We start from the raw sequence: 8629 nt of genomic DNA, 5'->3' as shown, positions 1-8629 counted from the left end.
AGCGTGGCCACGCCGGGAGGCCGCGCGATCACCTGCGACTCGGGGCTGACGCTGCAGGGCCAGCGATCCCTGGAGCGGCTCAGGGGGCCGCTGGACACGCTGATCGTCTCGGGAGGGTTCGGCCACGAGGCCGCGGCAGGCAACCCGCGGATCGCCGGACATGTCCGCCGCCTGGCCAGGGAGAGCCGCAGAGTGGCCTCGGTCTGCACAGGGGCGACCGTGCTGGCTGCCGCCGGTCTGCTCAACGGGAAGCGCGCCACGACTCACTGGTGGTACGCCGAGCGGCTGGCCTCCGCCTACCCGGAGATCACCGTGGATCCCGCGCCGATCTACATCCGCGACGGAAGCGTGTCCACCGCGGCGGGCGTCACCAGCGCCCTGGACCTGACCCTGGCCTTCATCGAGGAGGACCACGGCGCGGAGCTGGCGCGCGCAGTGGCCCGCGGCCTGGTCACCTATCTGCAACGGCCCGGCAACCAGGCACAGATGAGCATGTTCACAGCCACCCCAGCACCCACGAACGGGCTGGTCAGGCGAGTCGTCGACCATATCGCCAGCCACTTGACCGGTGACCTGACCGCAACCGCGCTGGCAGCCGACGCGGGGGTGAGCGAACGCCACCTGACCCGCCTGTTCATCGACCACCTTGGAAAAGGGCCAGGCCGATTCGTCCGCGACGCGCGAACCGAGGCCGCCGCTCACCTCCTGACCTCCACCTCACTCCCCGTGGCGAGCGTGGCCGCACAATGCGGCTTCGGAACCGCTGAAACGCTCCGCCAGGCATTCGTCAGCCGCTACGGGACACCGCCATCGCGCTACCGGGCAACACAAAGCACACCAGCCACCTGACGGCAGCACTTCACTTTCCCGGCCAGGAGGCCAACGTTGAGCACCCCACCCCAAGTCCAGACCCAGGCATTCGGACGGTTCCAATACCCGACGTAACCGTTAGCGCACGCTCAGCAACGACTTCAAGAACCTCAAGGTCCGCGAGATCCTCGATGCAGCGGAGGAAGCGGCCCTGGCCCGTGCCTTCGCGATGGCCGACGCCGAGACGGATATGGACGACGACTTCAGCGACCAGACGACACAGCCGCGCTCCGGCGGTTCGAGGTAGCACCACGTGTCCGCGCTGTTCTTGAGCTTCCGCGTGTCCGGCCCGTCCAGCTCGAAGCCGTAGGGCAGCTGCCGAGCCACTTCCCAGCGTTGCGTTGCGTGGCCGTGGTAGCGGTCAGGTTGAAGCTCAGACGCTGTGAGAACTCGCGCGCCTGCTCGGCCCGGTCGATGATCCACCGCCGGTCGCGCTCGATCGAGCTGTCCAGGTCCTCGTAGTCGAAGATGACCGTGGCCTTGCCGAGGATGGGCACGATCTCGTCCGCCCCCTTGCGGGTGAAGCGGTCCAGGAACGCGCACCACAGGATCGGCACGTCTCCGGCCAGCACGGCGGACACAGCCTTGTCGAACTCGGGCCGCTTCACGTCCGACCACGCCGACAGGTTGTCCACCCAGACTTCCCGGACCCGCTTCCCGTTCTTGGCCGCCCATGCCGTGAGTTCATCGCCTTCTGGCTCTCCGGCGGCCGCGTCCTGGCCGGCATGAACGTCAACGTCTGGGACGTCACCGACCCGATCCGCGAACTGGTGCGCTCCGGGCGGGTGGTGGACACCAAGGCCCTGAGCGACCCGAACGTCCCGCTCGGCGAGGTCTGAGACACGACGGAGCCGTGGCCAGCGAGCAGCCGACCGACCTTCGCCGCGAGCCGCACGAACAGGACCGGTTCGGCGCCCCGGGCTCCCTCCGGCGGGCGTACAACCCTCGCGGAGGAGAGAGAAACGTCGGCTTCGTGACCAGTTCGAGGGGGTGATCTGGCGGTTCCGTTCCAGCGCCCAGTGGCGGGAGTGTTCGGCTCCTGGTCCACGGTCTTCGGCCGGTTCCGGGTCTGGCGGAACGCCGGCGTGTTCAGTGTCCTGCTCGAAAGCCTGATCGCCGAGGCCGCCCGCGAGGGGAGGACGGACCTGTCGCTGGTCAGCGTCGACTCCACAACGGTCCGCGCCCGCCACGCCGCCGCCGGGATGCACCTGGACCGCGACGCCCTGGCGGCCTGGAGAAGGCCGCCGAGGAGGCGGACAAGGCCAGCAAAAGGTGCCCCTATGGTCTTCGTCAACTGGTCGCGGCGGTCGGCGGCTGGTAGAGGGTGCCGTCGCGGAGCATGGCGAAGAGGACGTCGATGCGGCGTCGGGCGAGTGCGACGAGGGCGGCGACGTGGTGCTTGCCCTCGCGTCGTTTCCGGTCGTAGTAGGCACGTGACTCCGGCTGGGACAACGAGGCGAACGCGGCGAGGTAGAAGGCCCGTTTGAGCTGCTTGTTGCCCCGCCGGGAGGGGTGTTCGCCGCGGATGGACGATCCGGACGCGCGGGTCACGGGCGCCAGGCCGGCGTAGGCGGCCAGGTGGCCGGCGCTCGGGAAGGCGCGAGCGTCGCCGACGTCGACGAGGATCCGGGCGGCGGTCCTGACCCCGATGCCGGGCATCGAGATCAGGACCGGGGAAAGAGGGTGGGCCTCCAGCAGTTCTTCGATCCTCGCGGCGAGGAGTTTGCGCTGGTCGATGACCGCGGACAGTGACGCGGCGAGGCTGGGGACGATCAGCGCGGCGGCCTCGGTGCCGGGGACGACGACGGTCTGCTCGTCCAGGGCGGTGAAGATGTCCTCGACCAGGCGCTCCGCCATCCGTGGGGCCCTGGGCCGCAGCAGCGTGATCAGTCTCCTCCGGCCGCTCTTCCTCAACTGGTCTGGTGAGCCGTGGCGTTCGAGCAGGGCGAGGACGGCGGGGTGGTCGAGTCGCGGGCCCAGGACGCGTTCAAGGGATGGATGGATCTGGGTCAGCAGGCCGCGCAGGCGGTTCTTGATCCGAGTGGACTCGCCCGCGAGGTCGTCATCGAATCCGGCGATCATCTCGAGCTCGGCGACGGTCTCGTCGGCCGGTACCAGGTCGCGCAGGGTGTGCGGCATGGTGCGGGCGGCGTCCGCGATGACGTGTGCGTCGCGGGCGTCGGTCTTCGCCTCGCCCGGGTAGAGGTCGGCGATCCGGCGCATCGTCAGGCCGGGCAGGTAGGCGATGCGGCAGCCGGTGTCGCGAGCAACGGCCAGCGGCAAGGCTCCGACGGTGGCCGGCTGGTCGACCACCACCAGCACCGTCCCGTGCTTGGCCTGCAGCTTCGTGAACAGCTCGCGGAGCCGGGGCTCGTTGTTGGGCAGAGCCTTGTCGAAGACCTTCTTGCCGACCGGCGTGAGCGCGCTCGCGTGATGCTCGCCCTTGCCGACGTCCAGGCCGAGATAGAGATCTATACCGTCGGTGCCGGTCAACTGCCCCTCCCCAGGTCTCGTTCCCCGGCCCTGCGGCATCGGCGTGCCAGCATCCACGTTACGGAGAGCCTGCCTGACCCGGTGCGGGATCCGGCGCTCAAGCCCCTCATCAGCGGTCTGCCAACGCCTCCGAGCCCGGTGACACCACCTTTTCGATCATCATCGACTGGGGGCGCAAGTCATGCCGGGCCGGGAGGCCGGGAACCCCGTTGCGGGGCCGCGAAAACGGTAACGGGGGCCGCCGCGGTCGCCGGGGCCCAAGGCCTACTCGTCCCGCAGCAACCGCGCCCACCTGCACAAACGCCACATCAAGGCGGTCATCCCGGAGAAGGTCGACCAGGCCGCGAATCGCAAGAAGAAGGGCAGCAAGGGCGGTCGACCCGTCGCACACGACGCCGACTCCTGCAAAGACCACTACACCGTCGAACGCTTGATCAACAAGCTGAAGGCATGGCGGGGCACCGCCACTCGCTACGACAAGACCCCGGCGAGTTATCTCGCCGGCCTGCAACTCCGCGGGCGCGATGATCTGGATTAAGGGCCTCGCCAGAAGCCATCGCTTGATCACGACCAAATCCGCACCCTAGGGCGATGAGCCGAGTGCCGACTGCGGCGGCAGGGGGACGCCAGATTTCGCAGCGCCTGGAGGAAATTTTATGGCGCGTCGTACGCTTCGCCGGCGGATTCAATGGCGCACTTCTCCTCTTCGTCGGCTTTCGCTGCCCAGTGCTTTGCAGTGCCGGGAGGAGTACCAGCGGCATAGCGCGCATAGGACGCCACCGCAGACGCATCTCGGAGAGCTTTCACATAGATAGATTCGTTCTCTTCTCGAAAGATCGGGGGACGGCCGGGGAATCCTAGCTTCTCCGCCGCGTATCGCGCGGAATCCTCGGCTGCGGACGCGGCATCAGCGGCGAATCCCGCTATCTTGGCCCAAGATCTTGAAGTATTTACATGCGTGTCGCCGCTCTCAATGGATGCGCATGTGCGAGCGAAGTCTTGCGCTGCACTGTCGGCAGCTCGGGCCGCGCGTTCGGCAGCCTCGGTAATTTCCGGCTCGGAAAATCCAAAATGTGAGGCCGAGGCGCGCGCCCGTTGGGCTGCACTGCGGGCTCGCGCGATATACGCCGGTGCAGAATTACAGTTCTCCGCCATGTCGATATCCCCAATACCGCGGAAATCCCTCCAAAGGGGGTGGGAAATGCGCTGCTCACCCCGACTGTCGGGGCATGGGTCGCAGCGTGATCCGTTTCTACAGGCATGGACGTCGGGAGCGTTCGCAGGGGGCGGGACGCTGAAGCGCGTCGTGGGTGGTCGTCAGCCCGGCGATACTCTCCTCAGCCTCCGTTCGAAACGGGAGCCACCTGGTCGTACAGCTGAAGGTACTCTTTTCCGTCCGATGTGATGCGTGCGTACTTCGCCAGGGCGAAGCCCTCTTTGTTACCGATCTCGTCTTTCAGGGCTTGCAGCCCGCGATCTTTCTCTGTGGCCTGAAGGTACCCTAGGGCCTCTAGTCGTTCACATTCTTCCTGGAGACCTCTCTGATAGTGAACTATGTCGTCTTCCTGCTTATTCAACTTTCTGAGGTGGGCGCGTTCATGCGACCCTAGGATCCCTCGAAAAGCCGCCTTGGAAACTTGATCCAGCCCCTCTTCGAGGCGCTTGAGGCGTTTAACTTTGAAGAGGCCGATCACCTCGACGTCGCCGACCTCTTCGGGATCCGGAAGGAAGTACCCCACTATCAGCAGGCCTACGCCGAGTAGGCCGAGTGCCGCGATCCACCCGGCGTCTTCGGGTCCCATGGCGAGGCGAATGATGAGCAGGGCCAGCACTGCAAAACCCAGAATGACTATTCCTTGTCGAGTGAACTTATTTATCGCCCCGACGGATTGTCGATTTCCGAAATGAGTGTTTGCACCCATCGGAACCACCTCTTGCCAGCAGAAAGTCATGCCGGGAACCCATATCTAGCGTCTCACTGCCTGGTGCATCTGGGAAGGGATGTCAGGAGTGCGTAGCGCCCGGATCCGGCCACGCGTAAACGATGTGGAGTACGCCGTCCGGCTGGAGGCCCTCGTGGCCCAGAGCGCGAGCGTCTGCTGACCCTCGGCCTCATCGTGGAAGTCGCCGCCGTCCGTCGTGCGGCTGACCACCTTGTCGGGCGCCTCGTCCCCCAGTGCCCAGGCAGATGTCGTTGGTCGGCGTGCCAGCTGGCGCGCGGCGTTCGGGTGAGGACAGCGGGCCCTGGATGCGACCGGCGATCAGGCGGGGCAGCGGTCGGGCGGTGCCGGACTGCCAGTGGATCGACTCGGCCGACCTTGCCGCGCTTGTCTGCGGTGAACAGATCGTCGATGTCGAGGCAGCTGCCGTCCGGAAACTACCGTCTGGTCCGCTTGAGCACCCCCAGCCAGCCGCGGGCCGGCACCTCCGGCCCAGGCTCCGCGGCCTACTCGGGGCGGCGCCCTGCCTCGCCGCTGTCACCTCGGTTACCGCGATCTCGCCGGAACAAGCCCATGCCCGGTTCCCCACCACGGCGTTCTACGCATCGGCGACCTGAGCGCCCCGCTCCATCAGCTTTGCCGCGCCTCCTCTGTTCGCCCGGCCCGACGTCTTGCACAAGTACCTGGAAACCTGCTGCGTCGCCGGCATCCGCCTGGACACCGACCCCGTGCGGCATGTACGGCTGTTCCCGGTCCCACACCGGCTGCTCGACGAGGAGAAGCAGTTCGGGAAGTACTCCGTCGTCGAGGTTGACGTCCGGCGCCATCACGCCGACCGGAGACCGGAGAGCCTGAGACCCAACCTGGACACCCTCCGTGTCGTCGACACGGTCTGCAGCCGGGACGGCTGGGCCGAGCGCGTCGACATCGCCAGACCGCTGATCCAGCCGTCCCTGTGCGCGATCAAACGCCTCCAGGCCGCCGACGGTACCTCCCTCGGGCTGTTCCGCCCTGCACACATCGACTCGTTCCGCCTCACCGACGCCAGCCCCCGGACCTCTGAGCAGCACGGCATCGTCAACCAGACCGACGTGCTGCACCCCGATCACCGGCCCCTCGAATGGGTACCCTACGAGTTCCGCTACCGCTTCCACTGCCACGACGACTCCTGTCGGGGCCACGACATGGGCCTGCACGACTGGGAAGCCGGCCAGTCATGGCGCAAGTTCCGCCGCACCTACCCCGCTCACCGGCTCGCCGACGTCCTGCGCGAGCGCTGGTGGACCAGGATGGTCACGCCCGATCGGGCCACGCATTTCTTCGTCGGCAACATCGCCGCCCGCCCGAGGACGTCCTCGTCTGCCGCCTGCTCGTTCTGTTCCCTGACGGTGCCCACCGTCAGGTCCGGCCTCCGGGCGATGTCGGCGTTGGCGAGTCCCCCGGCCGGCAGGGTGAGCACCTGCCGTTCCCGGAGCGTCAGTTCCTCGACCTGCCGGGCGGCCCCGGGGGCCGCGCATGCGCGATCCGGAGCCGCCCGACTGATCAGTCGCCGTTGGCGGTGAGGGGGATGCACAGGCTGACCCGGTAGCCGCCTTCGGTGGTCGGGCCGGATTCGAGGGTGCCGTGCAGGATCTCGGCGCGTTCACGCAGGCCGATCAGGCCCTGCTGGGAGCCGGGCAGAGCGAGGGAGGGGCGGGCGGGCGCGCTGTTGGTGACGGTCACGCCGACGTCGGGGCCGTGCTGCCAGAGTTCGACGGTGGCGGTGGCACCCGGGGCGTGCTTGCGGGCGTTGGTCAGCGCCTCCTGGACCGTCCGGTACACGGCCCGCTGGGCGGAGGCGCCGAGGTCGGGCGGCAGTTCTCCGGTCAGGCGGGTCTCGATGCCGCTGGAGTCCACGAGCCGGTGCAGGTCGGCCAGGGTGGGCTGGGGGTGAGTTCGGTGTCGCGGCCGCCGGAGGCGCGCAGCAGCCTGACCATGGTGCGCAGTTCGTCGAGCGTGGTGACGCTGAGGGAGCGGATGGTGCGGGCGGCGTCCTTGGCGTCCTCGTCCCGGGTGGACATCTGGAGCGCCCCGGCGCGTACGGCGATCAGGCTGACCTGGTGGGAGACCACGTCGTGCATCTCGCGGGCGAGTTGGGCGCGTTCGCGGGCGAGCACCGTCTGGGCGTGCAGGATCCTCTCGTGCTCCCTGGCCTCCTCGGTCTCGGCCATCTGGCGCTCCAGGTCCCTGCGGGTCTGGAGGAGTTGCCCGAACAGGACGGCGGCGGCCGCGGTGGCCAGGCCGTAGACGAACGTGACCAGGGTGAAGGTCCGGCTGACCTCGAACGGGCCGCCGAGGGACCAGGGGATGATGCCGGCGAGCGCGGTACCGAAGGCGCAGACCGCGAGCAGCCTGCGGTTGCGGGAGCGTTCGGCGAGGGTGAACAGCGCCACGAACGGTGCGAGGGCGATGTCGTCCTGGGTGAAGGCGATCGGCAGGGTGAGCAGCAGGACGCCGAGGGGGAACCTGCGGCGCAGTGCCAGCGCACCGCAGGCGACGGCGGCCACGGCCAGGTCGAATGCTCCCGGGCCCTCCGTGAGGTTCACCCAGGCGTCGATGCCCGCCGCCACGACCAGGGCGCCGTCCACGACGGGCGCCGGCACCCGTGCCCACAGTGCGCGAGCCCGGCCCGTTCCCTGCGTCTGCAGCCGATTCCCGGCGACCGCCGTGCGGCTCACCACAGCCTCCCGTTCCGTCACCGCCTTCGTTCTCATTCGTGCCGCCTCGCCTTCGCTCTGTTCCGTCCCAGCCGCCTCGGCGCGGATCGTGGTCGACGCCCCGAGGGCGACGGGGTGGGGCCGGGCTGAGTCGGTCCGCGACCCGCTCCGGCAGGTGTTTCCGTCGGAGCCGACCCTACGGCTTCGGGGTCGTCGGGGCGGTGGCCGGACGGCAGCTCCGGCCACCCGGCGGGGTGGTCACATCCAGTCGGCAGGGAACACCCGGTCACGGAGACCCGTCGAGGCGGCGGGCCCTCCAGCGTCACGGGCCTTGCGCCCGGTCGGCGGGCCCTCCAGCGTCACGGACATTCCGCCCGGTCGGCGGGCCGTCCCGGACGGGACGGGCGCCAACACCGCCCTCGACGCCATGGTCGTCGCCGTGCTCGGCAGCATCCTGCTGCACGGCGGCGGCTCGCCGGCCCTCGCCCGCGCACTGCGCGGCAAGGCTCGGCCGCGTCAGGAGAAGGCGGTGGATGCCGGGAACGCCGAAGAGGTCGGTGACGTCCGGGAGGTCGAGAGAGACGAGGCTCCTCGCCCCTCGGCCACCGTACGGCGCGAGTGAGCCTCGAT

At 68.6% G+C, this 8629-nt stretch carries 6 protein-coding genes and 4 pseudogenes; 6 read left to right on the top strand and 4 right to left on the bottom strand.

The features are described 5' to 3' along the window. A partial coding sequence (locus IF30_RS0134700) for a GlxA family transcriptional regulator (RefSeq protein ID WP_030245975.1) occupies positions 1-849 on the top strand: 849 nt, incomplete at its 5' end. Between the two features lie 224 nt (positions 850-1073). Here the strand turns inward: IF30_RS0134700 and IF30_RS49915 are convergent. After that, positions 1074-1505, bottom strand: coding sequence for a hypothetical protein (locus IF30_RS49915; protein WP_030245973.1), 432 nt, complete (start codon positions 1503-1505; stop codon positions 1074-1076). 42 nt (positions 1506-1547) lie between these two features. Between IF30_RS49915 and IF30_RS50675 the strand changes: the two are divergent. Both IF30_RS50675 and IF30_RS45945 read left to right on the top strand, forming a co-directional pair. After that, positions 1548-1709: pseudogene (locus tag IF30_RS50675) on the top strand (oxidoreductase C-terminal domain-containing protein); the annotation flags it as partial. A gap of 127 nt (positions 1710-1836) precedes the next feature. After that, positions 1837-2143 (top strand): annotated as a pseudogene (locus IF30_RS45945) (transposase); the annotation flags it as partial. A 17-nt stretch (positions 2144-2160) separates the two neighbouring features. Here IF30_RS45945 and IF30_RS0134685 read toward each other — a convergent pair. Further along, positions 2161-3402, bottom strand: a complete 1242-nt coding sequence (locus IF30_RS0134685) for an IS110 family transposase (RefSeq protein WP_051711846.1) — start codon at positions 3400-3402, stop codon at positions 2161-2163. A gap of 196 nt (positions 3403-3598) precedes the next feature. On the opposite strand from IF30_RS0134685, the pseudogene IF30_RS45940 reads away from it, so the two are divergent. Beyond that, positions 3599-3950: pseudogene (locus IF30_RS45940) on the top strand (hypothetical protein); the annotation flags it as partial. Between the two features lie 750 nt (positions 3951-4700). Here IF30_RS45940 and IF30_RS0134675 read toward each other — a convergent pair. Next, positions 4701-5285 carry a hypothetical protein gene (locus IF30_RS0134675; RefSeq protein WP_158835731.1) on the bottom strand — a complete coding sequence of 195 codons (585 nt, stop codon included), beginning with the start codon at positions 5283-5285 and terminating at the stop codon, positions 4701-4703. Positions 5286-5974: 689 nt separating this feature from the next. Between IF30_RS0134675 and IF30_RS48265 the strand changes: the two genes are divergently transcribed. Then, positions 5975-6865, top strand: coding sequence for a hypothetical protein (locus IF30_RS48265; RefSeq protein WP_051711845.1), 891 nt, complete (start codon positions 5975-5977; stop codon positions 6863-6865). On the opposite strand, the pseudogene IF30_RS42440 reads toward IF30_RS48265, so the two are convergent. Then, positions 6846-7945 (bottom strand): annotated as a pseudogene (locus IF30_RS42440) (sensor histidine kinase). The gene IF30_RS48265 and the pseudogene IF30_RS42440 overlap by 20 nt on opposite strands. Positions 7946-8330: 385 nt before the next feature. On the opposite strand from IF30_RS42440, the gene IF30_RS0134650 reads away from it, so the two are divergent. Then, entirely contained in the window at positions 8331-8621 is a 291-nt protein-coding gene (locus IF30_RS0134650; protein ID WP_030245961.1) for a hypothetical protein, read from the top strand. Positions 8622-8629 lie beyond the last annotated feature (8 nt).

The organism is Streptomyces sp. NRRL S-350 (assembly GCF_000719705.1).
Classification (GTDB): domain Bacteria; phylum Actinomycetota; class Actinomycetes; order Streptomycetales; family Streptomycetaceae; genus Kitasatospora.
Note: the sequence above shows the minus strand (reverse complement) of the source record. Positions and strands in the feature narration are given on the sequence as shown.

Bases quoted from the DNA above. Each gene is read 5' to 3' on its own strand.
- IF30_RS0134685 (WP_051711846.1), bottom strand. From the start codon at position 3,402: ATGCCGCAGGGCCGGGGAACGAGACCTGGGGAGGGGCAGTTGACCGGC.
- IF30_RS0134675 (WP_158835731.1), bottom strand. From the start codon at position 5,285: ATGGGTGCAAACACTCATTTCGGAAATCGACAATCCGTCGGGGCGATA.